This window comes from Polyangium jinanense, assembly GCF_028435365.1.
Genome location: NZ_JAGTJJ010000002.1, coordinates 548,717 through 572,503 on the forward strand (window position 1 = coordinate 548,717; position 23,787 = coordinate 572,503).

The following is a 23,787-nucleotide window of genomic DNA, read 5'->3' on the forward strand; positions in this document are numbered from 1 at the left end:
GCGTCGTCCGCGGACGCTCTCCGTGATACATAAAGCCGGGTCATGGGAGATCCGGACAAACCTGCGGTCGACGCTCGGGGGCTACGCTCGGACGAGCCGAGCGACGCCCCCAAACCCCCGAAGAATACATCCCTCGGCCGCCTGTTCGGGCTCGCTCGCCCGGAGACCGCACGGCTCGCGGCCGGGACCGTGTTTCTGGTGATCGGGACGCTGATGGGGCTGCTCGTCCCGCAGGCATTCCGGGTGATCCTGGATCGTGCCGTGAGCAAGGCGGACGGGTTCTGGACGATCGACCGGGCGGCGGTCGCGCTCATCGTGCTGGCGGCCGTGCAGGCGGCCTCGACGGCACTGCGTTTCGTGTACTTCACGAGCGCAGGCGAGCGCGTCGTGACGCGGCTCAGGCGGGATCTTTTCGAGCAGTTGCTCGCGCAGGAGATCGCGTTCTTCGACGAGCGGAAGACAGGCGAGCTGACGAGCCGGCTCGCGGCGGATACGACGCTCGTGCAAAACGCGGTGAGCGTGAACATCTCGATGGGGCTGCGTTTCGCAGCGCAGGTGCTCGGCGGCGTCGGGTTCCTCGTCTACACGTCACCCATTCTCACGGCGGTGATGCTCGGGGTGGTACCGCCGGTGGCGCTCGGCGCCGTGGCGTATGGGCGCCGCGTGCGCAAGCTGTCGCGCGAGGCGCAGGACGCGCTCGCCCGGGCGAACGAGGTCGCCGAGGAGACGATCGCGGGCATCCGGACGGTACGGGCGTTCGCCGCGGAGAAGACGGAGGCGGGGCGATACACGAAGGCGGTATGGGACGCATTCGCCGTGGTATGGCGGCGCATCGTGACGAACGCCGTGTTCATGAGCGTCTCGTCGTTCGCGGCGTTTGCGGCGCTCGCGCTGGTGCTCTGGTATGGCGGCCGGCTCGTGTCGCAGGGCGCGATGACGCCGGGCGGATTGACGTCGTTCTTGATGTACACGCTCATGGTGGCGTTTTCGCTCGGCGGGATGAGCGAGCTCTGGGCGGATCTGATGCGCGCGTCGGGCGCGGCCGAGCGGGTGTTCGAATTGATCGATCGTCCGCCGACGATCCCGCTCGCGGAGGGCGCGCGGCCCGGGTCGGTGGAAGGTCGGATCGAGCTTTCGCGCGTGAGCTTCGCGTATCCCTCGCGAAATGACGTGCCGGTGCTCCGGGACCTCGATCTCGCGATCGCACCGGGCGAGGTGGTGGCGCTCGTGGGCCCGTCGGGATCAGGGAAATCGACGATCGCGGCGCTGCTCTTGCGTCTGTACGATCCGACCGAGGGGCGCATCACGCTCGACGGAAAGGATCTGCGGGGGCTGTCGCCGGAATGGTTGCGGCGCAACGTGGGGGTGGTGTCGCAGGAGCCGATGCTATTTTCGTGCAGCGTGGCGGACAACATGCGGTATGGCCGGACAACCGCGACGGAGGCCGAGGTGGAGGCGGCGGCGCGGGCAGCGAACGCGCACGAGTTCGTGTCGAAGTTCCCGGAGGGGTATGCGACGCTCGTGGGCGAGCGAGGCGTGAGGCTGTCGGGCGGGCAGAAGCAGCGGGTGGCGATCGCGCGCGCGGTGCTGAAGGATCCGCGGATCCTGGTGCTCGACGAGGCGACGAGCGCGCTCGACGCGGAGAGCGAGCACCTCGTGAAAGAAGCGCTCGACCGATTGATGAAGGGTCGAACGACGCTGATCATCGCGCACCGATTGTCGACGGTGATGGGCGCGAACCGGGTGGTCGTGATCGAGGACGGAAAGATCGTCCAGAGCGGCGACCACGCGACACTGATGCAGCAAGGCGGGCTTTATCGGAAGCTCGTGGAGCGGCAGCTCGAAGGGGGGCGGGAGGGTGCGAGGGCCCACGCGGTCAGCGCATTGTCGCTCGTCCCGACATCCGAAGGGGCGCAGGTTCTTTGAGCCCCGTCCGCTGAACTCGTGGTAGTATAACTTTGAACCCTCATGCCCGGATGGGAGCTCCAGGACGGCGACAAGAAGCTCGGCCCGATGAGCGAGGAGGCCGTGCTCTGGGCCATCAAGCGCGGTTTGCCTTCGTCCACGCGGGTGCGTCCCGAGGGGCAAGAGGCGTGGATCACGCTCGACGATCATCCGGTGTTCGCGGACGAGCTCGTGGCCCGGAGCACGCGCGAGGGCCGGGCGCCGCGGCGCTTGCGTTGGCTCGCGTATACGAAGATGGAGCTCCTGGGCGTGGCCGTGGCGCTCGCGTCGGTCGTCGTGGCCGTGGTGGCGTATGGGCACGTCGCCGAGAACAAAGACGGGATCGTGCGCGAGATCGAGGATCGCTTGCGCGAGAGCAGCGCGGAGAGCCCGTCCGCGGAGCCGGCGCATCCCGCGGCGTCCGTGGAGTCGGGCGCGGTCGGTGAAGCGATCGAGGCGGCGAACGCCGCGCAGCTCTCCACGAGCGAGCGAATGAAATTGGCGAGCGCGGCGCTCGCGGACACGCGGATGGACGGGCGCGCGGCGGTTTGCAAGGCGCGCGCGCTGCTCGAGACGCTGCCCGCGGCGGAGAAACGAAAACCCGAGGTGGCGCGGGCGCTCGCGCAGCTTTCGTCGAAGGAGCTGCCGGTTCTGCGGGCCGAGCAGGCCGAGTTCGAAAAGACGCGTGGGGTGCTCTGCGGCGACGGTACGAAACCGAAGGATTGCCCGTGCCACGGGGCGCACGAGTCCTGTTGCGTGTTGCACAAGGGCGTGGCGCGGTGTGAGCCATTGCCCACGCGGATTCGCTGTCCGTAGGGACCCCAGAAAATTTCGCGCAACTGCCGAGGACCTCGCGTCGATGAAGGGGCATGACGCGATGGTCGATGCTCATGCTCGGGGTTTTTGGGTTGTCGGCGTGCCGGGAGCAGAATCCGTTGGAGGTGAAACAGATTTCTTCCGCCGATGAAGTGTGGTATGGTGTGGGGTTTGGCCTGAACGGGGAGGTCGTGGTCTTCGATGGGAAGACCGGGGCCGTGACGAGTTCGGCCGAAGGGGGCGGAGGGACGCCGCGCGACGTGTCGGTGGATCCGGACGGCACGCGATTGTGGGTGTTCGAAGAAAATGAGGATGCGTCGGGCGGAGAGATCCGCGTGTGTCCGCTCGACGCGGGCGCGGTGGGGCCGTGCGAACACGCGGCGTGGGTGGATGGAGGAGCCGCGCTTTTCGCGACGGACGAAGGGCTCTGGGTGTTCGAGCACGCGACGTACGGGTCGCGGTGGAAGGTGCTGCAGGAAGGTACGATCGCAAAAGGTGTCTACGCGCCGCGGCCCGCTTCGGTGTGGAGGGAAGGGGACCGGGTCGAGGTGCTTTCGTACGGTGTGAGCGATGACCGATTGACGCGGCTGTCGGGGACGATGACGGCAAACGGGTTGGTCGTGACGACAGGGCTCGACCTGGGGGCGCCGGCGCTGGTGCCGCCGACGGCGCGATTCGTTCCGCTGTCGGCCGAATCCGGGCTGCTCTGGGACGTGGTCGGGGGCGATGTCGCGATGCGAAAGGTGGATGCGGCAGGCGCGGCGGCGGCGGTGATGCTCGGGGTAGGGCCGGGGATCGAGCGGATCGAGGCGGCGGAGGTGCTCTCCGGGGCAGCGCTCGTGCTGTCGACGAATACGTTGTGGGTCGTGGAGCCGGGGGAGGAAAACGGGGGGCCCAACGTGACCACGGTGGCGCTCGGGGGAGAGGTTCGTCGCGCCGGTACGTTTTTCTCGCGCGACCTGGTCACTGCAGAGGACAGGGCGCTCGTCGCGACCGACCAGGGCGTCCGCGCCATCGTGGTGGAAAAGGATGGCGGGTCTGTTTTTCTCGACGATCAGTTCGATGGAGGCCCGCTCCGGGGTCCGCTTGGGGTGGTGCACGCCGCGAATTGACGCGCCGCGTGCCATCGAGATGTCACGAAAAACGGAGTGCGGTTCGGAAGGAAAACCTGTACATTCGACGCGTGGCCTCCTCCCGAACCTTCGTTCTTTGGGCTCTTGGGTTGGTCTCGGTCGCGGGTTGTTCGGAAGAGCGGGTGCTCACGCCGAGTAACCCCCTCCCGGTGGACATCGACGAGGGCATTGGGGGAAGCGGCGGCGACGCCGGGTCAGGCGGCGTCGGGGGCGAGGGCGGCGTCGGTGGAATGGGCGGCGCCGGTGGAATGGGCGGCGCGGGCGGAACGGGGGGCACCGGCGGCGCAGGCGGAGGCGGCGGCGCCGACGCAACCCCGGTCGACACCGATTGCGTGGCCGACATGGGTCCGCCCGAGGTGTCCAGCGTCGGGATGCCCGGGAAGCTTCGCCTCATCGGGTGTGTGGTCACGCCCGACAAGGCATTCGCGGGCGAGGTGCTCATCGAGAGCGATACGCTGACGTGCGTGGGCCCGTCGTGCGAGGACGCGCCGGGCGCCGCGGACGCGACGGTCGTCAAGACGCACGGGGTCATCCTGCCGGGGATGATCGATACGCACAATCATATCCTGTTCGATATTTTCGACGAGTCGGACTGGAGCCCCTCGAAGGTGTACGGCAACCATGACCAGTGGCCGAACGAGCCGCGTTACCAGGCGATGGTCGATGCGAAGCAATACCTGAACGGCGAGGGGACGCCGAACCTCGATCCGGGCTTCGGCTGCGAGATGAACAAGTACGGCGAGATGAAGGGCCTCGTCGCCGGGACGACGAGCATCGCCGGCGCGGCGAACCCGATCGACAAGACGTGTTATGGGTCGCTGGCGCGGACGATCGATCAGAAAGGGAACGATTTCCCCGCCGACAAGGTGCAGGTCTCGACGCTGTTTCCGCCGTCGAGCGGGGATACGGTCTGCAGCAACTTCCTCGTCGACAAGACCGACGCATACGTCGTGCATTGCGGCGAGGGCGTGGACGAGACGGCGAAAAAAGAGTTCACCACGCTCGGGACGTCGACGAACCCGGACGGCTGCCTGTACGCGGCCGAGACGACGATCGTCCACGGGACGGCCTTCGGGCAGGACGAGTTCGTGGTGATGGCGGACAAGGGCATGAGCCTCGTGTGGTCGCCGCGCTCGAACGTGTTCTTGTATGGCGGCGGGTCGGATCTGACGAAGACGACGGACGTGCCGCTGGCCTTGTCGCTGGGCATCAATGTGGCGCTGGCGCCGGATTGGTCGCTCGGGGGGAGCCAGAACCTGCTCGACGAGCTGCGTTTCGCGAACAAGGTGGACAACGAGGCATTCGGGGACGTGATCTCGCCGGCCATGCTGGTCCGCATGGTGACGGTGAACGCTGCGAAGGCGCTGGGGCTCTCGGACGTGCTCGGGTCGCTCGAGGTTGGGAAAAAGGCGGACGTGACGGTGATCGCGGGGGACGCGAGCGTGCCTTTCCATACGGTGCTCGCGGCGCGGCCGAAGGATGTTTCGCTCGTGGTGGTGAATGGCGTGCCGCTTTATGGCGACGCGGTGCTCGCGGCGCTCGGGCCCGCGATGCCGGGCTGCGAGGCGCTCGATATTTGCGGGGCCGCGAAGTTCGCTTGTGTGGCCGAGACGGGCGGCACGACGACGAACAAATTCGGGCAGACGTGGACCGACATTACGCAGATCCTCTCGTCGGAGCTCGAGACGTACGACGGGATGAATCTGACCGAGTGGGAGTTCGCGCCGCTCGCGCCGCTTGTGAAATGCGAGTGATCGCTCAGGTCGTCTTGCGGAAGACGAGCGAGTGATTGTTGGCAGGCATGGGGACGGTCTCCTCGTGCACGAAACCGGTTTGTCGCGCGAGGCGCGTGAGGTCGTCGAGGTCGCGCACGCCCCAGGAAGGGTCCCTTTCCCGTAACGAGGCGTCGAAGGCTTCGTTGCTCGGCGCCGTGAACGCGCCCGAGAATCGATAAGGGCCGTAGGTGAAGAGCACGCCGCCCGCGGGGAGGATGCGCGCGGCGCCGCGGAAGAGGCCCTCGCACGCGCGGAAGGGGGCAATGTGGATCATGTTGATGCAGACGACGGCATCGGCGCGGGAGACGGGCCAGGCCTCCTCGGAGGCGTCGAGCTGGAGCGGGCGGAGGAAATTCGGCAGATCGAGTTCCGCGCGGTACGCCTCGATGCTGGCGAGCGCGTCGAGATCGGGGTCTGTAGGCTGGAACGTGACGCCGGGGAGGTGGGCCGCGAAGTGCGCGGTGTGCTGCCCGGAGCCGCTCGCGATTTCGAGCGTAAAGGCGCCGTCTGGCAGGATGCGGCGGAGGATGTCCAGGATGGGGTCACGATTTCTCTCGGCAGCGGGGGCGCGTCGCTTCATGGGGGCTTCCGGGTGGTGTATCCTCGGGCGCGTGGAGCTTAGCAAGATGCGCGCATGGAAGGCAAAACGAGCTTTGGGGATCGCGGCCGTCGGGATGTCCTCCTTTGGCTGCCAGATCGTGGGCGGGCTCCCTTCCGAGCTCAAGCTCGACGATGACCCTGGCAGCCTGCCGCCGCGAGATCCGCTGGTATGGGAGGCGACCGAGCCCGGGTCGGAGATGATCTACACGATGCCGGAATGGCTCGAGTATCTCAATCGGTCGGATACGCCGCGCACGTCGCAGGTCGGGCCGAATACGCTGCGCATCGGATACCAGAAGAACGAGCCGCGGCCGCGCAACGTGGGGACGGGCTGGGGGCTTGCGATGGAGACGGAGCGGACGAATTTGAATCCGCGCAGTCGGTGGGGAGGCGCCGGCTGGACCACGCCGGCCGAATCGATGCTGGTCGTGCCGGACGCGCCCGATCCCGCGGGTGGAATGGATGGCGTGTCCTTGATCTCCTCGGGAACGCAATCATCTCCCTGGATCGGGGTGGATGGAACGATCGCGTCGGCGTGGGTCGTGGGCGCGCAGGGAGAGGGGACGTTTGCGTATTTGGCGTATGGCAATGCTTTCGTGACGGTGGGCGATACCGCCTGGAAGCGGTACGAGGTGAGGACATCCGAGGAGATGCCCCTCCTTCGATTGACGACGGAGGCAATCGGGGCAGCGCCAGCCATCACGCTGCAAACGTCGGTGCACGTGTACGGGGCGCAGGTGGAGGTGGGGACGTATCCTTCGAGTTTCATTCCGACAACCGGGGCGCCGGTGCTCCGCGAGGCGGATCTCTTGAACGTCGACATGGAGACGCTGGCCCCGTCGGGGTATTTCGACGTGACGATCCGGTATGCGCCGCATTTCGCGCAGAACGAGCAGGTCGTCGATCACGACATCGTCGCGCTGGAGGACGACAGCACGTTTTTCCGGATGAAGGCGGGAGGCACGCTGGCGCTGCTCAAGGTGGGCTCGCCGGACAGCCTGCGAATCGAGGGGCTCGATTGGGCGCGAGATCAGGAGCTCGAGGTGCGGGTGCAATACCTGCCGAACCGGCGGCTCATTTCGATCAAGGGCGCGACGAAGGGGGACGCGACGGTATCGAAGCTCGGTCCGGTCGAGCCCGTGGGGAAGGATTCGACCGTGTGGTTGCTCGGGGACAACGACGGTCCGCAGGAGAGCGTGGATCTCCGGTACATCGAGATTCGATAGCGACAAACGGATCCATCAGCGCAGGTAGAGCCAGAGCCAGCTCCCCGCGCCGAAGAGGACGCCCGTCCCGAGGATCACGCCGAATCCGCCGAAGAAGACCCATTGCCCGCGTTTCTTCTCCTGCGCGAGCCCCCACGCGATCGCGAAGAGGTGCGAGAGGACGAACACGACGCCCGCAGGCCAGGCGACGAGGCGGACGACGAGCTGGCCCATCGCCTCGGTGTCGTGTTCGATCGCGGAGAGGCGCTCGAAATGCAGGTGGATCGTGAGCGGCATCGAGGCGATGGCCCAGACGAAGGCGAGGGGGTAGCCGAAGAAGTGGCCGACGGCGAGGCGTTCGAGGAAGAGGCGGACGCGAAACCGAGGCGGCGCGGGCGCGTTCACCGGGCGATGGGGAGTTTTCGGTAACGTGTGAAAAGAGCAGATTGGCGGTTCGCGAGGTCGACCTTCTTGCCACGAATGACGACCGCGAGCGGGCGCGAGGCGATTTCGAGGGGATCCCCCGACCAGACGACGAGGTTCGCGACCTTGCCAGGCGCGAGCGTGCCGTATTTCGCGCCGAGCCCGAGCGCCTCGGCCGGAGCGCGGGTAATCGCGGCAATGGCCGCCGCGTGCGGCAATCCCGCGCGGACGGCATTGCCAGCGATCTGGCGGAGCTTGCGCGCATTGTGCGTGTCGGCCGTGGTGAGGACGACGGGGACGCCAGCCGCGTGGAGAAGCGCGGCGTTGTCGTCACGCGTGCCGAGGGTGTGGAAGCTCGTGGGGCCAGGTTCGAGGGGATTGACGATCACCGGGATTTTCGATTCGGCGAGGCGAGGCGCGATTTTCCAGGCCTCGGCGCCGCCCGCGATGACGGGGCGGAGGCCGAACTCCTTGGCGAGCGCGACGGCGGCGAGGATGTCGGAGGCGCGATCGACGTGGAAGACGACCGGGACGCGGCCGGCGAGTGCGTTACCGACGGCTTCGAGGTCGAGGCGGCTCGCCGCGAAGGGGCGGCTTTGATTGCGCTCCCACGCGGCGCGGTTTTTCTGGAACGTACGGGCGTCGTCGAAGACCTCGCGCGCGAGGAGCAAGGCCGCCGCAGGGCCGCCGCGGTCGCCGTCGAGGCTGCTCCCGTCGAGGTGGACGTGGAGCGCGAGCGGGCCTTGGGCCAGGGCCGATTCGCGGGTGTCGCCGTCGAGGTCGGCCCAGGCAGATTGTCCGGAAAAACGCCCGCCGAGAGGGACGACGGCCACGGAGGTGACGCCCTCGGCGCGCGTGATGCCGACGACGGTGGAGGCGGGGTTGTAGCCGTCGGCGGCGCGGAAGGCCGCGCGAATGGGGTCTTTGCCGCCGCGATCGTCGTCGTGCGTCGAGTCTTCGAGCGAGACTTCGACGAGGCCAATGGACGTGAACGCGTCGACGAAGCCGGGCGTGACGATGGCGCCCTTGGCGCCGATCGTGATGACGCCAGGCGGGACGGCGAGGCCTTTTCCGATTTTCTGGACGAGGCCTTTTTCCACGAGGATTGTGGCGTCTTCGAGGACCTCACCCGTGCCAGTGTGGACGCGTCCGCCGACGATCGCGATCGGCGCGGCGGCGGCAGGCTCGGCGGCTTTCGCGGTCGCGGGCGCCGGAGCCTGCGCGGGACGAGGTTGCGCGAAGGCCTCCGTCGCCGCGAGAACGGTGGTCAGGACGAACAGGGACCAGACAAACGTCTTTCGGGGGTTTGTCACGGCGCACCTCCGGGCAGAAGGGTCGTGGGGCGGCCGGTGTCCTGGCCGAGTTCGAAATCGCTCCAGGGTGGGCGTTTTTTGTCTTTTTGATGCACGGTGGCGCCGTCGATCCAGACCTCCTCGGCCGAGGCATACACCGAGAAGGGGTGGCGGTCCCAGAGCACGACGTCCGCGTCCTTGCCGACTTCGAGCGTGCCGACGCGTTTTTCGATGCCGAGGGCCCAGGCGGGGTTGTACGTGAGCCAGCGAATGGCCTCCTCGTCCGTGAGTGGCATTCCGGCGCGCCGGCCGCTGGCGAGCGCCTTGCTCGCCTCCTGGTTCATGCGCTGGACGCCCTCGGACGAGTCGGTGTGCACGATCGGGAGGGCCCCCGATTCCTGCAGGAGCGCGATGTTCTCGGGGATGCCGTCGTACGCCTCCATCTTGAAGCCCCACCAATCGGCCCAGGTGGAGATGGAGACGTTCTTTTTCGCGAGGACGTCGCGGATCTTGTACGCCTCGAGCGCGTGGTGGAAGCTCCGCACCTGGAAGCCGACCTCGTCGGCGAGCGCGAGCATGGCGAGCATGTCGTCCGCGCGATAACAATGGATGTGGACGAGGACGCTGCCGCGCATGGCGCCGATGAGCGTCTCCTTGGCCGGGTCACGCGGGGGCGCGGCGCCGGGGTCGCTCGGCTTCGGGGGATCGAGAGGTTTGTCCCAGCCTTTTTGCCATTCGGCGCAGGACGAGAAGTACGGGTCGTCCTGGCATTGCGCTTGCTGCTTCTTGCGGGACTCGACCTCGGCCTCGTAGGCACTGCGTTTCTTCTGGTCCTCGCGGATGCGGTTCGCCTCGGTGGTGCGGTAACGTTGCCAGTCGTCCTCGTGTTTTTTCGCGTCGAGGAAGGCCTTGCGTTGCATGGCGAGGTTGCCCATGCGCGTGCCGGGCGCCGCGTGGCGGCCATTGCCGTAGGTGCGCTTGGGGTTCTCGCCGCAGGCCATTTTGAGGCCGTCCGGCGCGCCGGGAAAATGCATTTGCCGCGGCGAGAGGGCGGGGCGAAGCTTCAAGGTGACAGCGCGGCCGCCAATGAGGTTCGCCGAGCCAGGGAGGATCTGGAGCGTGGTGACGCCGCCCGCGACGGCCCGCTCGATGGCCGGATCCTGAGGCCAGAAGCCGTCGACGGTCTGCACGTCGGGCGTGACGGGCGAGCTCGCCTCGTTGCCGTCGAGGTGCGCGACCGTGCCCGGCATCGGATACACGCCAATGTGCGAGTGCGTGTCGATGATGCCCGGTGTGACGAATTTACCGGCCGCGTCGATGACCCGCGCGCCTTCGGGCGGCGTGATGTCGCCCTCGGCGACCTGGGCGATCTTGCCGCCCTGCAGGAGAATGCTGCCGCGCGGGATCGTCTTGCCCGTGGCGAGCCAGAGCGTCGCATTGCGGATGAGGACCGGCGGCGACGCCGCGGCGGGCGTTTCGATGCCCGCGGCCGTGGAAGGGCGCGCCTCCCAGGGGAAGGGGACGTCGGGCGGTGGCGCCTCGGCCTGCGCAGGCGAGCTCGGAGGCGCGGAGGTCGAGGAGGAGGCGCAGGCGGGCAGGGCCAGGAGCAGCGGCGATAGGAGCCGGAACGCGCGGCGAGAGAACATCGCGCGGGACGGTATCACACCCGGACGAACGTGCGGGGCATAGGCGTATCGCCGCTTGCTGGGAGATCACGCTGCGGGGGCATTCTCCAGCGCGGGTCGTCGCGCGACGATGAGGACGTTGGAGAAGGGCGTGGAGCCCCACGCCGGCAGGATTTCGCAGTGGAAGCCGCGCGCTTCGAGGAGCGCAGCGATGCTCTGCGCAGGCCGGAAACGAACACGCTCGCCGCGGTTGAATCGTACGGCCGTGAAGATTTTTTCTTCGAGCAAGGTGGCGAAGCTGCGGAAGCCTCGCTCGGTGTCGGCCTCGCGTACGAGCAAGCGGCCGCCGGGTTTTACGTGGTCGGCGGCGCAGCCGAGGATCGCGTCCTGCTCTTCGATCGTGAAGTAGTGGAGGAGGTCGATGAGCAGGACGGTGTCGGCCGGCGTGGCCTCGAAGCGGCGCGCGTCTTCGCGGGCGAACGTGGCGGCGGCGGGCACACTGCCCTCGGGGCGCGTGGCGGCGGCGCGACGCGCGGCTTCGATCTTGGCCTCGTCCCAGTCGAGGCCATGCGCGCGCGAGGCGCGGCCGAGCTCGAGGAGGAGGATCGGGAGCTGGCCGCGGCCGGTGCCGATGTCGAGCACGTCGCCGAGCGCGCCGTCACGCGTGCCCTCGATGTCGGCGATGAGGCGCGCGACGGGATCGAGCGAGAGCTTGATGCGGACGTAGTGGAAGAGGCTTTTGTCAGCGGCGGAAGGGCTCTCCGGCGAGGCGAAGCGCGAGGCGACGCGTTCGGCGGCGACGATCCACGGAGGCGCGTTCTCCGGGAGACGGTAGGGCGGGAGCGCGCCGGAGGCGGGGCGGATGGCGCGTTTGGCGAGGACGAACGCGATGGTGAGGACGAAGCCGGCGGCGGCGAGGGCGAGTCCGACGAGCGGGGCGCCGACGAGCATGTAGGCGGCGAAGTCGGCGAGGGCGCGGTAGCCAGCCTCGATCGGGTGATCGAGGCGGAGCCAAGCGCCGGTGCGGAGTCGGGCTCCGACCTGGATCTCGGCGGTGATGAGGAAGGGCGCGAAGAAGGGGTTCGAGACGTTCGCCGCGGCGTACGCGAGCACGGCGTGCAGGCGGAGCTTCAGGCAGATGACGAGGACGAGGAGGAGGTGGAACCCGAAGACGGGCAGCGAGCCGATGAACAGGCCAAGGGCGACGGCGGCGCCGAGCCGCGCGGGAGAGAGGTCCTCGCCTTGGAGGTCACGGAAGGCGCGCCGGAGCTCTTCGCGCCAGAAGGAGAAGGTTGCCAACGGTTACGTGGGGGGTTTGGGGGTGCAGCTCGGCTTGTCCGAGCGGAACCCCCAAGCGTCAAGTGGGGGTTTGGGGGTGCAGCTCGGCTTGTCCGAGCGGAACCCCCAAGCGTCAAGTGGGGGTTTGGGGGTGCAGCTCGGCTTGTCCGAGCGGAACCCCCAAGCGTCAAGTGGGTGTTCGGGCACCCTCGCGGGAGCGGCTGGTCTGCTTGGCCGCGCGCGCGTTGCGCTGGGCCTCGACCAGGCGAAGGTACATCTTCGCGCTCTTGTTGTCCGGCTCGACCGCGAGCGCCGAGCGGAAGCACGCGACGGCCTGATCGGCGCTGCCAAGGGCGAGCATCGTGAGGCCGAGGAGGACGTGGGCCGGGGCGTAACGCGGGTTCGCCTCGATCGCCGCGGTGTAGTGCTCGCGCGCGAGAGCGTGGTTGCCCTGGTCGCGGTAGAGCGTGCCGAGGCGAGCCTGCAAATCGGGGAAACGCGGGCAGAGGTCGACGGCGCGGCGCAGCTCCGCGATGGCGTCGCGAGGGCTGCCGGCGTCGAGGTAGGCCTGCGACAGGTCCGCGTGCATGTTGGCGATTTTTCCGCGGACGAAAGGATCGGAGGTGGTGCCCGTGTGTTCCGACTGGATGCGCCGGTAGACCTCACGCGCGGCCTCGTAGTCGCCGAGGTCGGCGTGGGTGACCGCGAGGTTCATGAGCGCCTCGGTGTAGTCGGGGTTGATGCGCGCGGCGTTCGCGAAGTGGAACCGGGCGCCCAGGAGATCCCCGCGATCATGGAGGATCACGCCCAGCATGTCGTGCACGTCGGCGAGCTCGCCATGGAGCGCGAGCGCTTCTCTCAGGGCGGGCTCGGCGCGGTCGTAATCCCGTCGTTGGTAGTGCTCTCGCGCGACGCGGAGCAGGTCCTTGAGGCGCTCATCCATGCCCCGAAGTCTACGTCGACCAAACCGGCTCGGCGATGCGACAGAGCAAAAAAGCCTACGTTTTCAAGTACTTCGACCGAGGCGGATGCTCGAACGTGCACATGCACGCCGCCCTTGCCGCCTTCGTCTGCTCGGGGTACGTGCATCCCGTGGCGGACGTCCCGGAGCCGATCATCCCCGTCGAAGAGCGCGCGGGTCCCCAAGCGCCCGAGCTCGACGACATGAACGATCCGTCGCCCGAGCCGGGTGGGAGCGTCGCGGACGCTTCGAGATCCAAACGTCCGCGCCTCGTCGTGCCCCTGCGAAGGCGCGAAGCCGAGGGCCCGCCCGCCGCGCCACGAGGCCCGCTCTCGGGGCTCGCAGGCGGCGGTGCAGGACCTTCGCCCTCGTCGGGGCTCGAAGGCCCGTCGGCGAGGCCGCTGCCGCGCGCGCACGGAGGCGTGCACCTCACGCCGCGCATGACGGCGATCTTCGGGGGGCTCTTCGGGCTCGCGACGGTGACGTCGATCATCGCGCTCCTGATCCAGGTGGTGCCGCCGCGCAACGAGCGCGCGCTCATCGCGGGCGCCGCGCTCACGCACCAGGCCTCGACGCCGGAGAACACGCAAGGCGGTCCGAACGCGCTGCCGACGAAGAAGAAGCGCGAGCCGGTCCCGGGGCCGTGGCGGCTGTCGGAGCTCGCGAAGGATCCGGCGGTGCAGATCGTGTCGGGGACGATCGATCGCAAGAGCTTCGTGGAAGCGCTCGCGGAGAAGGATGTTCCGAAGGCCCAGACCTACCGGATCATGAAGGCCTTCGAAGGGACGCGGAAGTTCGACAAGTGCGGCCGCAAGGACAAGTTCTTCGTGGCGCTCGATCGCGCGACGAAGCGCGTGCGCGCCTTCGAGTACGAGGTCTCGTCGCTCGAGGTCTACCAGGCGCGCGAGGATCAGAACGGCATCCTCGCCGGCACGCGGCTCGACATGAAGGTCGCCGAGGCCGAGGTCGTGAGCGCGTTCTACGTGAGCAAGGATCTCGTCGCGTCGTATCAGGCCGGCGGCCTGGAAGACGGGATCATCGCGACGATCGATGACGCGCTCGGCGGTCGCATCTCGTCGGAGGCCTTCGAGGAAGGCTCCACGGTGCGGGTGATCGCGGTAGAGGAGACGGCCCTCGGGATGTTCGCGCGATACAAGAAGATCGTCGCGCTCGAGTACAGGCCGGCCGATCCCGCGGAGAAGCCGATCCGCATCTACTTCTTCAACGGGCAGGAGGCGCGCGGCTACTGGGACGATCACGGCAAACAGCCGTACTCGGGCGGCTGGCGCTCGCCGGTCCCGGGCGCGCCGGTGACGTCGCACTTCAACCCGAAGCGGATGCATCCCGTGCTGAAGAAGCTGATGCCGCACAACGGCACGGACCTCGGCGCGCCGACGGGGACGCCGGTGTACTCGGCGTACAAGGGCACGGTCGACTGGGTGGGGCCCGCGGGCCCGAGCGGGAACCTGGTGACGATCATGCACCCGAACGGCGTGCAGACGGGCTACGCGCACCTCTCGCGCTTCGCGGCCGGCATCAAGGTCGGGATGAAGATCGGCGTGCACCAGCTCGTGGGCTACGTCGGATCGACGGGCCGATCGACGGGCCCGCATCTGCACTTCAGCGCGAAGAAGGACGGCAAGTTCTTCGACGCCTTGACGCTGCAGATGGACGGCGAGCGCGTGCTGCCGCCGGGCGATCGCGCCGCGTTCCTCGAGGTGAAGGCGGAGCTCGATCGGCGTCTCGACGCGATCCCGTTGCCCGAGCCGCCGCCCGAGAAGCCCGCGCCCGCGGCCGCCGCGCCGGGCGCGCCGCCATCGCCCGCGGGGAGCGCCGCCGCGCCTGCCGCGCCGGGCGCGCCGCCTTCGCAGCCGGCGGGTGAGCCGGCCGCAGCCACGCCGCCGGGCTTCGTCGAGGAGACGGGTGACGATGATGATGAAGGCGGCGGGATTCCGATCCCCGCGCCGCTCTTGAACGGCCTGCCCATGGGGCCGTCGTCGGCGACGCCGATCGCGGGCCCGGGGAAGAAGCCCCCGGCGGGCCCTGCGCCCGAGGCGCCCCCGGACGATCCGGGAGAGGAGTCCGAGGCGCATTGAGCGCGCCGGAGATGATTTGAGCAGCAACGAGTTCTCGAGGTCCGTGCAGATCGCGCGAGCGGGTGAGAGCGTGCTCGAGGTGGAGGAGCCCGACCTCGTGATCTACCGCCTCGGTGGGGGCGTCGACGGGCCCCATCTCCGGGCGCTGCGCCGCGCGGAGGCCGAGTGGAGCGTGGGCAAGACGCACCTGCTCGCGCTGGTCGACATCTCGCGCATGCTCAGCTCGACCATGGACGCGCGCCGGGCAAGCACCGAGCCCGGGGTCGGTACGAGGAACCGCGTGATCGCGGTCGCGGGCGGGAACCGATACACGCAGATGCTCGTGGACCTGACCATGCGCGCGGTGCGCCTGCTCACGCACAGCGATGCGAACGTACGGTTCTTCGGAGACGAGGCGAGCGCGCGGGCCTGGCTCTACGCGCAGCGCGCCGACCTCGTGTCGAAGAAGGACTGAGCTCGTCCCGTCCGAATCCCTACGGACAAAACACCAAAACCCCCTGTCCTTGAGGAGAGGGGGTTCTGGGGACCGAGCGAAGAGCGATCAGCGCTTCGAGTACTGGAAGCGCTTGCGGGCGCCCGGCTGACCGTACTTCTTGCGCTCCTTCTTGCGCGCGTCGCGCGTCAGGAAGCCGGCGCGCTTCAGCGAGGCGCGGCGCTCCGGATCGGCGAGGCAGAGGGCGCGCGCGATGCCGTGGCGCATCGCCTCGGCCTGGGCGCTGTGTCCGCCGCCGGACACCGTGGCCTGCACGTCGTACTGGTCGACGAGCTCGAGGAGCTCGAGCGACTGGCGCATGATCATCTGGTTGGTCTCGCGCACGAAGTAGTCGTTCGCGCCGCGAGCATTCACCGAGATCTTGCCGGAGCCCGGCGAGATCCACACGCGCGCGACGGCCGTCTTGCGCTTACCGGTAGCGTAGATGCGATTGTTCTCGGGCATGGATCGGCCTCAGTTCACGCAAGGGGCTGCGGCTTCTGCGCCGCATGGGGATGATCCGGTCCGGCGTACACCTTGAGCTTCGTGATGAGCTCGCGACCGAGGATGTTCTTCGGGAGCATGCCCTTGACCGCCTTCACGATCGGCAGCTCAGGCTTGCGCTCGAGCAGATGACCGTACGCCTCGGTCCGGAAGCCTCCCGGCTCACCGCTGTGCCGGACGTACTGCTTCTGCTCCAGCTTGCGTCCCGTGAGCACCACCTTCTGGGCGTTCACGATGATCACGAAATCCCCCGTGTCGACGTGGGGCGTGAACGTGGGCTTGTTCTTGCCGCGCAGGATGGTCGCGACTTGCGAGGCGAGGCGGCCGAGGGGCTTGCCCTCCGCATCGATCACCCACCACTTACGATCTGCGTGCGCCTCTGCAGGCTTGGCGCTGTACGACTTGGGGACTGGATTCATCGCTCGGACTCCGAGGGACACCGGCTAGCTGAAAGGGGCGCAACTTCTACAGGCGGGGTGGCGGTCTGTCAAGGATCGACGAGGGCAAAACCGCATCGGATCGTTCGTGATCCACCCGTCGACCCCCCGTCTACCCCACCGAAAAGTGCGTAAAACCCGCCGCGTTGACGGCAGGGTCACCCTTGGCCGACCTTGCTCGGACCCATGATTGCCTTCGAACCCACCGAAGACCAGCGGCTCATGCAAGATGCCGTGGCGGAATTCGCGAAAGCCACGCTTCTGCCCCGGACACGCGAGCTGGAGCACGCGCGCGGCGTGCCCGAGGATATCCGACGAACGGCGCACGAGATGGGCCTCGGGCTCGTCACGGCGCCCGAAGCCGCCGGAGGGCAGGGCCAAGGGCTCGTGACCTCCGTGCTGATCGAGGAGGAGCTCGGCGCGGCCGACGCAGCCGCAGCGTTCGGCCTCGCAGGGCCCGGCGCGTTCGGGCGCGCGGTGCTCGAGCTCGGCGGGCCGGAGCGCGCGGCGGAGCTGCTCTCCGGCTTCGCAGACGAGGGCGGCTGGGACCGGTTCGGCGCGGTCGCGTGGAGCGAGCCCGCGCCGTGTCGCACGCACGGAGGGTTCGTGACGAAGGCCGAGCGGATCGACGAGGGGTACCGGATCACGGGGAAAAAGGCGTTCGTGGGGAACGCGGCGCTCGCCGATCGGTTCGTCGTGTTCGCGCAGGTGGAGCCGGACCGCGGGTGGGGCGGGATCGGCGCGTTCGTGGTGCGGCGTGACAACCCGGGGCTCCGCGCGGGGGAGCGGCACAAGACGCTCGGGCTCGACGCGGCGAGCTTCGGCGAGCTCGTGCTGGAAGGCGCGGTCGTGCGCGAGGCGGATCGTCTGCACGGCGATGGCAGCGAGGAGGGTTTTACCCGGTCAGCGCTGCGCTTCTTCGTGAAGCACGCGCTCGTCGTGGCGGCGCGGGCGGTGGGGCTTTCGCGCTTCGCGTTCGAGCTCGCGCGCGAGCACTGCGACACGCGCGTCGCGTTCGGCAAGCCCATCGGCCACTTCCAGGCCGTCGCGTTCACGCTCGCGGATCGGGCGATGGACGTGGAGACGTCGCGCTGGCTCGTGTGGAAGGCGGCGGCGGCGTGGGACGCGGGTCTGCCCGAGCGGGAGGCGCTGCTCGCGTCGGCGCGCGCGGCGGCGCATGCGTTCGAGGCGACGATGCGCACGGCGGACGACTGCGTGCAGCTCTTCGGCGGCTCGGGCTTCATCCGCGACCTCGTGGCCGAGAAGCTGATGCGCGACGCGAAGCAGCTCATGCTCGCCGCGCCGACGGCCGAGCATCTTGATCAGCTCGCGAGCGCGATCGAGCTCGGGCAGAAGCTCGACCCCGCGCTCGTGCTGCCCACCCCCGACACGCAGGCGATCTTCACCTGACGGACCGAACGAGGAGCCGACGATGATCGAATTTGCTTTGAGCAAGAAGCAACAGGAGCTGAAAGAGGCGCTCCACTCGCTCGGACGTCATGTGATCCGGCCGATGAGCCTCGACATGGATCGCAACAAGGAGGTGCCGGAGTCGTTCCTGCGCAACTTCATGATGATGTCGAGGGGCGTTCGCTCGGACGACATCGCGGAGTTCCACGAGGGCACGCCGCGCAAGGAGCGTGATCCGAGCAAGCCCTCCGAGTCGAACCGCACGGCGGTGATCGCGGCCGAGGAGCTCGCGTGGGCGGACGCGGCGATCCCGCTCAGCATGCCGGGTCCGGGGCTCGGCGCGCCGCCGGTGCGCGCGACGGGGACGCCGGAGCAGAAGAAGCGTTTCCTCGGGATGTTCCGCGACATGGACACGGGCCCGCTCAAGTGGGGCGCGTACGGTCTGACGGAGCCGGGCGCGGGCAGCGACGTCGCCGGCATCCGCACGAGCTGTCGCAAGGACGGCGCGCACTGGGTGCTGAACGGGCGCAAGTGCTACATCACGAACGGCGGTCGCGCGGTGTGGACCGTCATCTTCGCGACCGTGGATCCATCGCTCGGGCGCGCGGGGCATCGCGCGTTCGTGGTGGAGAAGGGGACGCCCGGGTTCGAGGTCGGCAAGATCGAGGACAAGATGGGGCTTCGCGCGAACGAGACGGCGGAGCTCGTGCTCGAGGACTGTCGTGTGCCGGAGGAGAACCTGCTCGGCGGCGAGGAGGCGTATCGGACGAAGGAGGGCTTCATGACGGCGATGAAGACCTTCGACAACACGCGGCCGCTCGTGGCGGCCATGGCCGTGGGCATCGGGCGCGCGGCGTACGAGTACGCACGCGACTTCGTGAAGCAGAACTACGTGCTCACGCGGCCGATCCCGCGGTACGCGGCGATCGCGGAGAAGCTCGCGAAGATCGGCCGGCGGCTCGAGGCGGCGCGGCTGCTCGTGCATCGCGCGACGTACCTCGCGGACATGAACATCCCGAACGCGAAGGAAGCGAGCATGTCGAAGGCCGCGGCGGGGCAGGCGGCGACGCTCGCGTGCATCGACGCGATCGAGATCTGCGGCGCGCACGGGACGCTACAGAGCGAGCACGCGCTGCTCGAGAAGTGGTTCCGCGACATCAAGGTCTACGACATCTTCGAGGGCACCGGGAACATCCAGCGCGTGGTCATCTCGAAGCGGATCGTGTCGAACCTGAAATCGTTTTGACGTCCAACGGTTGAGGCACAAAGCAAGAAAGGGTCTGCCTGGTGGCAGACCCTTTCCCGTCCTTGCAGGGACGCCCCTTCGGCAAGGGAGACGAACGCGGGGGGTATGGGCGGCAGAGGAAGGCCCGAAATCGGAAGATTTCGGGCCGACCGGAGCCCCTCATGTTGGGCGGAGAGGGCGGGATTCGAACCCGCGGTACGTTGCCGTACACACGATTTCCAGTCGTGCACCTTCGACCACTCGGTCACCTCTCCAAGCGGTGCGGCGAGAAACTTGCTGCGCACCCCGGATCGTCGGTCGGACTTCCTCGAAATCCGCGCAGGATTCCTCGGTTCGTCCTCCCTAGCTCCGGGGTGCTCGCGGCGTTTCTCGCCACCCCGCTGCGCACTCGTAACAACGCGCCGGCAGCTTGGGGCCATCGGCGCGCGTCACGTTTACGCTGGTCTGTGCGGAGAGAGCGGGATTCGAACCCGCGGTACCCGTGAGGGTACACCTGATTTCGAATCAGGCACCTTCGGCCTCTCGGTCACCTCTCCGCGGGCGAAGATGGCAAAAGGCGGCCGGCTGGTCAAGCATCGTCCGTCCTTGCCAACGAAGAAATGTCCAGCGTAAGCCTCGGGGCATGTTCCCGCTCTCCCTGAAGGCCCAGAAGGCCCGTGCGTTTGGCGCAGCCGCGCTCCTCGTGTCCCTCCTCGGTGCCGAGCAGGCGCGTGCCCAGGCCGCCCCGCCGGCCCAGCCGAAGAAGCCCCGACAGACCGGGGTCGACCTCTCGGCCTCGGTCGGCGGCGCCGTTCGCCTCGGCGACGCGCCCCTCTTCCCGGTCGCGCAGCGCGGCGGGGGCATGTTCGGCTTCGGACTCGCCTACCTCCTGCACCCCATCTGGATCGGGCTCACGTACGAGCACGTGGGCCTCGGCCGCGAGGAGAGCGGTGTCGTCCCCTTCGGCGCCGTTCACATCGCTCGCTCGACCGACACCGTGTGGGCCTCGCTCCGCGTACGCCTCTCCGGACTCGAACCCGTCGTGCCGTTCTTCGGCGCAGGTCTCGGCGCCGTGTGGCAAAGCGCGCACGCCGATGGCGTCGTCCTCGTCGATGGAGGGCTGCGCGGCGGACAGCCGTTCTCCTGCTCCGCGCGGGACAGCCTGAACCTCGGCATGCGCGTCGGCGCGGGCGTCGAGGTGCCGATCGGGAAAACCGTCTCGTTCACCGGCGAAGGATCGTTCGACGCCTACCGCCTCTCGAGCGAAGTCATCGAGGGCTGCGCGCCCGGCGCAGGCACGACGAACTCGCTCCTCTTCCGCGTGGGCCTGCTCTACCGCTTCGATCTCACCGAGGGCCGCGACAAGCCGCTGCCCCCGACGAGCGCTCGTCACGTGCGGTAGTTCGGCGCTTCTTCCGTGATGATCACGTCGTGCACGTGGCTCTCGCGGAGCCCTTGCGACGTGATGCGCACGAAGCGCGCCTTCTGCCGGAGCTCGGCCACCGTCGCGCAGCCCGTGTAGCCCATGCCCGAGCGCAGACCGCCGACGAGCTGGTAGACGATCGAGCCGAGCGAACCCCGGTACGGCACGCGGCCCTCGATGCCCTCGGGCACGAGTTTTTCGTCGGCCGCGCCGCCCTGCCCGTAGCGATCCTTCGAGCCCTTGCGCATCGCGCCGAGCGAGCCCATGCCGCGGTACACCTTGTAGCTGCGGCCCTGGTAGAGCACGAGGTCGCCCGGCGCCTCGTCCGTGCCCGCGAAGAGCGAGCCGACCATCACGCTCCACGCGCCCGCGGCGAGCGCCTTCGTCACGTCGCCCGAGTACTTGATGCCGCCGTCCGCGATGATCGGGATGCCGTGCCGATCGGCCACGCGCGCGCAGTCGGAGACGGCCGTGATCTGCGGGACGCCCACGCCCGCGACGACACGCGTCGTGCAGATGCTGCCTGGCCCGATGCCGACCTTCACCGCGTCCGCGCCCGCGTCGACGAGCGCCTCGACCGCCTCGGGCGTGGCCACGTTCCCGCCGACCACGTCGATGTGCGGGAAGCGGTTCTTCACGCGCTTCACGGTCTCGAGCACGCCACGCGAGTGCCCGTGCGCCGTGTCCACGACGAGCACGTCGACGTTCGCCGCCGCGAGTGCCTCCGCGCGTTCGTCCGAGTCCGGCCCCGGGCCGAGCGCGGCGCCGACGCGCAGGCGACCGGCTTCGTCCTTCAGCGCGTCGGGGTTTCGATCGGCCTGCAGGAGATCCTTGATCGTGATGAGACCGATGAGCTTGCCGTTCTCCACGACGAGCAGCTTTTCGATGCGATGCGCGTGGAGCAGCTCCTTCGCGCGGTCGTTCGAGACGCCGGGCGGCACCGTCACGAGCTCGCGGGTCATGAGCGCGCTGACGGGTTGATCGAGGTTCTTTTCGAACCGGATGTCGCGCGCGGTCAGGATGCCGACGGGCTTGCCGCCTTCGACGACGGGCACGCCGCTGATGTCGTGCTCGTTCATCACGCCGAGCGCGTCGCGCAGCGACTCGTCGGGGCGCACGGTCACGGGCGCGGTGATCATGCCGCTCTCGGCGCGCTTTACGCGCTCGACCTCGCGCGCTTGCTGCGCGACCGTGAGGTTCTTGTGGATGATGCCGAGGCCGCCGGCGCGCGCCATGGCGATGGCGGTGCGTCCTTCGGTCACCGAGTCCATCGCCGCGCTGATGAGCGGGATGTTGAGCGGGATGCGGCGGCTGAAGCGCGCCCGCACGTCCACCTGGTTCGGCAGCACTTCGCTATAGGCCGGGACCAGAAGTACGTCGTCGAAGGTCAGGCATTCGCGGAGTTTGTCGTCGAGCATCACTTCCTCGGCAGGCGGCGGGTCTAGCGCGGCCCCGCCGCGAACGCCACGGATCCGGCGGCACCCCTGTGTCGGTGCCCACGGCATAAGGGTAAATATTTGTAAGAGCTGCGGAAAATGATCAGCCGAGCGTGCTCGTTTCCCGCAGGTTGGGCGGACTCGTGCGAGACGAGCCGGGCGGCGCGGCGCGGCTATTGAAAGCGGAACACCGCGCGCTTAGAAGGAAGATCCCTTGGCGGAACCGGATGCGGGGCTGCTCGCCCCCGGCAAGATCTTCCACGGCCATTACGAGGTCGTGCGTTGCGTCAGCACCGGCGCCATGGGCGCGGTCTACGAGGTCATCGACCAGAAGACGCTCCGCCGCCGCGCCCTCAAGGTGATGCTGCCCGGCCTCGTCGGCAGCCCCGAGATGCGCGAGCGCTTCAAGCTCGAAGCCACGGTCACTGCCGACATCGTCAGCGAGCACATCGTCGAGACGTTCGACGCCGACGTCGATCAAGCGACCGGCGCGCCCTTCCTCGTGATGGAGCTCCTGCGCGGCGACGACCTCGCGAACGTGCTCGGCGACCGGGGAAAACTCTCGCCGCCCGAGATCGTCCTCGTGCTCTCGCAGGCCGCGCGCGCGCTCGACAAGACGCACGCGGCGGGCATCGTGCATCGCGATCTCAAGCCCGAGAACATCTTCATCACGTACCGCGACGACGGCACGCCCCGCATCAAGCTGCTCGATTTCGGCATCGCCAAGGTGCTCGCCTCCGGCCAGCACGGCGGCATCAAGCAGCAGACGATCAACCTCGGCACGCCGCCGTACATGTCGCCCGAGCAGATCCTCGGCGAGGGCACGATCGATCATCGCGCCGACCTCTACGCGCTCGCCCACATCGCCTACGCGCTGCTCGTCGGCGAGCCGTACTGGCTCGAAGACAGCCGCAAGCTCGAGTCGCTCTACACGCTGCTTCTGCACATCGTGGAGGGCGCGAAGGAGCCGGCCTCGGTGCGCGCGCGTCGCTACGGCGTCGAGCTGCCGCAGGCCTTCGATGCATGGTTCGTCCGCGCGACGTGGCCCAAGCCAGATGGGCGGTTCGCGAAGGCTTCCGACCTCGTCCTCGCCCTCGCGCAAGTGCTCGGCGTTCCGCTCGACGCGCGGCCGATGACGTCGACCGGCGACTGGGATCTCACGGCGACGGGGACCCGCAAGCTCGCGGGTGGGCTCTATCGTCCGCCCGTGCCGGGCGCGCCTTCGTCGAGCCCCGTCATGCCCGCGCCGGTGCCACCGCTCCCGCCCGCGCCTGCGCTCCGTCCGCCGGGCGCGGCGCCGTACGGGCCGTACTCCAGAGCGGCGATGGCGAGCCCGGATGCGCCGCCCGCGAAGAAGTCGAACCGCAAGGCGATCGGGGCCGTGCTGCTCGTCGCGTTCGTCGTGGGTATCGGCGTCGCGGCGATCGTCCTGCGCCTCTCTGCACCGGTGACCGCGACGGCCGCGGGCGGCGTCGCTGCGACCGTCGCGCCCACCGTCGCTGCGGCGACGCCCGAGGCCCGCGCACCTTCGAGTGCCGCGACGGTGGAGGCGCCTCCCGCGGCGACGACTGCGTCGCCTGCGCCCTCGTCGGCGAGCGCCATCACGCCCGCCGCCGCGACCACGGGCAAATCGGTGAGCCCGACGCCGACCACGAAGACGAACCCCACGCCCAAGGCAGGCACGACGAAGCAGCAAACCGGGTATGATCCGCTCCGTGAGCTCTGAGCCACG

Annotated in this window: 20 protein-coding genes and 2 tRNA genes; 11 read left to right on the top strand and 11 right to left on the bottom strand. The window is 68.6% G+C overall.

The genetic code is table 11. The annotated features are described in order from the left end of the window. Positions 1–42: 42 nt before the first annotated feature. From KEG57_RS07260 to KEG57_RS55495, 4 genes are all read left to right on the top strand, one after another. Positions 43–1,926, top strand: coding sequence for an ABC transporter ATP-binding protein (locus tag KEG57_RS07260; protein ID WP_272417316.1), 1,884 nt, complete (start codon positions 43–45; stop codon positions 1,924–1,926). Between the two features lie 42 nt (positions 1,927–1,968). Then, the gene (locus KEG57_RS07265; RefSeq protein ID WP_272417317.1) at positions 1,969–2,760 is read left to right on the top strand and encodes a hypothetical protein; all 792 of its coding nucleotides are present in this window, start codon (positions 1,969–1,971) and stop codon (positions 2,758–2,760) included. Positions 2,761–2,885: 125 nt separating this feature from the next. Then, positions 2,886–3,872, top strand: coding sequence for an NHL repeat-containing protein (locus tag KEG57_RS07270; RefSeq protein ID WP_272417318.1), 987 nt, complete (start codon positions 2,886–2,888; stop codon positions 3,870–3,872). Positions 3,873–4,015: 143 nt separating this feature from the next. Next, positions 4,016–5,647, top strand: a complete 1,632-nt coding sequence (locus KEG57_RS55495; protein ID WP_272417319.1) for an amidohydrolase family protein — start codon at positions 4,016–4,018, stop codon at positions 5,645–5,647. Between the two features lie 4 nt (positions 5,648–5,651). On the opposite strand, the gene KEG57_RS07280 is transcribed toward KEG57_RS55495, so the two are convergent. Next, entirely contained in the window at positions 5,652–6,248 is a 597-nt protein-coding gene (locus KEG57_RS07280; protein ID WP_272417320.1) for a DUF938 domain-containing protein, read from the bottom strand. Positions 6,249–6,279: 31 nt separating this feature from the next. Between KEG57_RS07280 and KEG57_RS07285 the strand changes: the two genes are divergently transcribed. Beyond that, a complete protein-coding gene (locus KEG57_RS07285; RefSeq protein ID WP_272417321.1) occupies positions 6,280–7,494 on the top strand; it encodes a phage head spike fiber domain-containing protein in 1,215 nt (404 codons plus the stop codon). A gap of 15 nt (positions 7,495–7,509) precedes the next feature. Here KEG57_RS07285 and KEG57_RS07290 read toward each other — a convergent pair whose 3' ends face one another. The 5 genes from KEG57_RS07290 to KEG57_RS07310 all read right to left on the bottom strand — a co-directional run bounded on the left by KEG57_RS07290 (position 7,510) and on the right by KEG57_RS07310 (position 13,034). Next, positions 7,510–7,878, bottom strand: a complete 369-nt coding sequence (locus tag KEG57_RS07290) for a hypothetical protein (protein WP_272417322.1) — start codon at positions 7,876–7,878, stop codon at positions 7,510–7,512. Then, complete coding sequence (locus tag KEG57_RS55500) at positions 7,875–9,209, bottom strand: amidohydrolase family protein (RefSeq protein WP_272417323.1); 1,335 nt, start codon at positions 9,207–9,209, stop codon at positions 7,875–7,877. The genes KEG57_RS07290 and KEG57_RS55500 overlap by 4 nt, the downstream gene beginning before the upstream one ends. Then, a complete protein-coding gene (locus KEG57_RS07300) occupies positions 9,206–10,834 on the bottom strand; it encodes an amidohydrolase (protein WP_272417324.1) in 1,629 nt (542 codons plus the stop codon). The genes KEG57_RS55500 and KEG57_RS07300 overlap by 4 nt, the downstream gene beginning before the upstream one ends. A 66-nt stretch (positions 10,835–10,900) precedes the next feature. After that, the gene (locus KEG57_RS07305) at positions 10,901–12,112 is read right to left on the bottom strand and encodes a DUF2062 domain-containing protein (protein ID WP_272417325.1); all 1,212 of its coding nucleotides are present in this window, start codon (positions 12,110–12,112) and stop codon (positions 10,901–10,903) included. A 166-nt stretch (positions 12,113–12,278) separates the two neighbouring features. Then, positions 12,279–13,034: a tetratricopeptide repeat protein gene (locus KEG57_RS07310; protein ID WP_272417326.1), complete on the bottom strand. Its 756-nt coding sequence runs from the start codon at positions 13,032–13,034 to the stop codon at positions 12,279–12,281. Between the two features lie 35 nt (positions 13,035–13,069). Between KEG57_RS07310 and KEG57_RS07315 the strand changes: the two genes are divergently transcribed. Together KEG57_RS07315 and KEG57_RS07320 are read left to right on the top strand one after the other, a co-directional pair. Continuing rightward, positions 13,070–15,148, top strand: a complete 2,079-nt coding sequence (locus tag KEG57_RS07315) for a M23 family metallopeptidase (protein WP_272458328.1) — start codon at positions 13,070–13,072, stop codon at positions 15,146–15,148. A 43-nt stretch (positions 15,149–15,191) separates the two neighbouring features. Continuing rightward, positions 15,192–15,602 carry a hypothetical protein gene (locus KEG57_RS07320; protein WP_272417328.1) on the top strand — a complete coding sequence of 137 codons (411 nt, stop codon included), beginning with the start codon at positions 15,192–15,194 and terminating at the stop codon, positions 15,600–15,602. Between the two features lie 87 nt (positions 15,603–15,689). Here KEG57_RS07320 and rpsI read toward each other — a convergent pair whose 3' ends face one another. Next, entirely contained in the window at positions 15,690–16,085 is a 396-nt protein-coding gene (gene rpsI, locus KEG57_RS07325; protein ID WP_136927400.1) for a 30S ribosomal protein S9, read from the bottom strand. A 14-nt stretch (positions 16,086–16,099) separates the two neighbouring features. Then, positions 16,100–16,543: a 50S ribosomal protein L13 gene (gene rplM / locus KEG57_RS07330; RefSeq protein ID WP_272417329.1), complete on the bottom strand. Its 444-nt coding sequence runs from the start codon at positions 16,541–16,543 to the stop codon at positions 16,100–16,102. Between the two features lie 204 nt (positions 16,544–16,747). On the opposite strand from rplM, the gene KEG57_RS07335 reads away from it, so the two are divergent. Continuing rightward, a complete protein-coding gene (locus KEG57_RS07335; RefSeq protein WP_272417330.1) occupies positions 16,748–17,971 on the top strand; it encodes an acyl-CoA dehydrogenase family protein in 1,224 nt (407 codons plus the stop codon). A gap of 22 nt (positions 17,972–17,993) precedes the next feature. Then, positions 17,994–19,217, top strand: a complete 1,224-nt coding sequence (locus KEG57_RS07340) for an acyl-CoA dehydrogenase family protein (RefSeq protein ID WP_272417331.1) — start codon at positions 17,994–17,996, stop codon at positions 19,215–19,217. A gap of 169 nt (positions 19,218–19,386) precedes the next feature. Here the strand turns inward: KEG57_RS07340 and KEG57_RS07345 are convergent. Further along, positions 19,387–19,471 (bottom strand) — tRNA-Ser (locus KEG57_RS07345). Positions 19,472–19,666: 195 nt separating this feature from the next. Beyond that, positions 19,667–19,753: transfer RNA gene (locus KEG57_RS07350), tRNA-Ser, on the bottom strand. An 86-nt stretch (positions 19,754–19,839) separates the two neighbouring features. Here KEG57_RS07350 and KEG57_RS07355 point away from each other — a divergent pair. Continuing rightward, positions 19,840–20,598 carry an outer membrane protein gene (locus KEG57_RS07355; RefSeq protein ID WP_272417332.1) on the top strand — a complete coding sequence of 253 codons (759 nt, stop codon included), beginning with the start codon at positions 19,840–19,842 and terminating at the stop codon, positions 20,596–20,598. Here KEG57_RS07355 and guaB read toward each other — a convergent pair. Continuing rightward, a complete protein-coding gene (gene guaB, locus KEG57_RS07360; RefSeq protein WP_272417333.1) occupies positions 20,586–22,037 on the bottom strand; it encodes an IMP dehydrogenase in 1,452 nt (483 codons plus the stop codon). The genes KEG57_RS07355 and guaB overlap by 13 nt on opposite strands. Before the next feature lie 232 nt (positions 22,038–22,269). On the opposite strand from guaB, the gene KEG57_RS07365 reads away from it, so the two are divergent. Then, positions 22,270–23,781: a serine/threonine protein kinase gene (locus tag KEG57_RS07365; RefSeq protein ID WP_272417334.1), complete on the top strand. Its 1,512-nt coding sequence runs from the start codon at positions 22,270–22,272 to the stop codon at positions 23,779–23,781. Positions 23,782–23,787: the final 6 nt, after the last annotated feature.